The 2,337-nt window shown below is 47.3% G+C and carries 1 protein-coding gene; it reads right to left on the bottom strand.

The window, feature by feature from the left end:
• Positions 1 to 15: 15 nt before the first annotated feature.
• On the bottom strand, positions 16 to 2,298 hold the full coding sequence (locus BW716_RS34825) for a WGR domain-containing protein (RefSeq protein WP_083730645.1): 2,283 nt from the start codon (positions 2,296 to 2,298) through the stop codon (positions 16 to 18).
• Positions 2,299 to 2,337: the final 39 nt, after the last annotated feature.

Here is a 2,337-nt window from a genome sequence, read left to right as displayed (position 1 = left end):
AATTTTAAACATGTTCTAAGAAGCGATGCAGGTTTGCAATAACAAATCAGGACGGGAAATAAGTTCAGCATTACCCATACTGCTTAATATCGCAATACCACCTTCTCTTACAGGCTGGTAGGCATTTTCAAGGATGCTTACAATCAATTCGTCAGATAACTGAACAGGTCCTTTTTTCAGTAACAGGAGGCGTACACCAAATGCTTCTGCTGGTGGAATACCTGATTTCAATAAGTCTTCCACGATCTTTGCATCCACTTCCTGCAATGCGGCGACTAAGTATTGTTCTAATACACGGCAACCTTTAGTAAGCAAATTGTATACGGCCTCATTTGGCTGACGCTGTTCCAGCAATACGCTCACTGCTCTACCTACTACCAGGCGGCTCTTATCCAGTGGTAAGAGTGTGGTAGAAAGGCGGTCTATGGCTATTTGTCTCACATCGTCATATGCCGCAAAGATCAGGGCCGTGACAAATTCAGTATCCTGAACACAGAATTCGATATGCGTTTTGATCCATTCAATACCCAGTTCGCGGGCTTCATCGAATGGGCTGTTTATCATCGCCACAAACAGTGGGAGGGAAGGAGCAGCAGGATTATATTTTTCTATAGCCAGAGACAGACCGAAACGCTGAGGGATCTGGAATGGATTGATCAGCAGACCGGCAATGACATTGGCATCTATCTTTTCTTTAAGTGATTCGAACTGCGGACTGGCTTGTAATTCCGAATACGCAAAGGCATGAATCTCTTCCATACGGCTACTGATAAGCAGCTGGATGAATGCCTGTGGTAACTGGTGCCAGAGCGAACGGAAAGGAATATCGCTGTGCGGTTCGTCATTTTCTTTGACTGCCTTTTCCAGTGATTCTTTAGGCTGTATACCTTCGTCCTTTTTAGGCGTTTTGAAGATACCGGCGATCTGGTTGAGGAAGCCTTCTTTTTTAGGTGGTTCCGGTTTAGACTGCGCCGCAGGTTTTCCCGCTTCGGGATCCTTAAATTCCCAACGGGAATTATTACCCACGAGCTGTAGATCCACCTGGTTACCCCTTAAAATATAGTTCAGGTAAACCGCGTTGGAATTAGCTGGATAACGGATAGCCCGGGTAATATAACGGCGGGTAGTAGCATCATATTGATACACGTTTCTGCTGTAAGCGGCTTCTTTATACACATTCCCGTCATATTGTAATAACAGGGCTGTAGCCAGTTTTACATATTCAACATCCGTACGTTGTCCGAGTTCCTGCAGGTGGCGCAGGGTACGGTTCCTGAAATGACGACGGGTACGGTTGGAATAGGCCAGTTTACTCATCGGCTTTTTCAGTTCCGCAGGCGGTTTTCCGGAGGTGCTGAACAGTTGTCTTTCCCTTTCAAAGCGCACAGAAAAGAGCGCCCTCAATGCATGATCATCCCGCAGTTCCGCCTGTTTATATAAGTGGCGGATATGCCGGAAGTAAGATGGACGTAAAGGTAAAGCGGCGAATAAAGCATAGAGGAGTTGCCTTACAGGAACAATATCAGCAGCTACAATATACAGGTCTTCCAGCAATTGGTAACCAGGCTCATTGAGCTGCATCACCCGCTGGTCCAGCAGTTGCGTAAGGGCATATAAATCCTTTGCATTGATGGCATCCTGGAACTCAGGTGGCAGGGCATACAGGGAGCGCGCGATAAAAGTCGTGCGTTCTTCGCCTGACAGGAGTTGCAGGACTGCGTTGGCAGCCATCTGTCGCAGGTATTGCGGGTAAGTGCTATTATCTATATAGGAACTGACCAACGACACGGCAGCCGGATCCCCACATCTGCCCAATGCCCAGATACCAGCGTAACGCTGCATAGCGTTGCCTTTTTCAATCAGGCGCAGAATAACCGGAGCGGCTGCACGGATCTTGTGTTCACCGGCTGCCCAGATCACGCGGGATGTGGACCATTTTGTCTTGTAGGATTGTTTGCCGGTCACGGCATCGTCCAGTCGTTTCAGTATTACTTTGTGGACAGGGTCAGTCACATCATCGACAGCGACACTGGTATAAGCGGTGGTGGCGACACCATCCTGCTCACCGGTGTATCCTTTGCTACGTTTTTCCTTTTCCAATGCATCGAAAATAGCGGTAGCTCCCTCCAGAGAAACGGGGGTTGCAGTTTTACTACCTTCTTTGAGTGCAGCTCCACGCTTACCATAGCGGAAGTTCACAATGTATTGTCCGGGGCCAGTTTCACATAGGTCTATTTCGTAAGTTTTGTCAGATGTCCCCTCCTTAAAGTAAAGCACGGTTTGCTTAACAAATCTCATGAGCTAACAACAATTTATATAGAAGTTGTTTAGTCTTTA

This window comes from [Flexibacter] sp. ATCC 35208 (assembly GCF_001975825.1).
Taxonomy (GTDB): Bacteria; Bacteroidota; Bacteroidia; order Chitinophagales; family Chitinophagaceae; genus Chitinophaga.
Note: the sequence above shows the minus strand (reverse complement) of the source record. Positions and strands in the feature narration are given on the sequence as shown.

Bases quoted from the DNA above. Each gene is read 5' to 3' on its own strand.
- BW716_RS34825 (WP_083730645.1), bottom strand. From the start codon at position 2,298: ATGAGATTTGTTAAGCAAACCGTGCTTTACTTTAAGGAGGGGACATCT.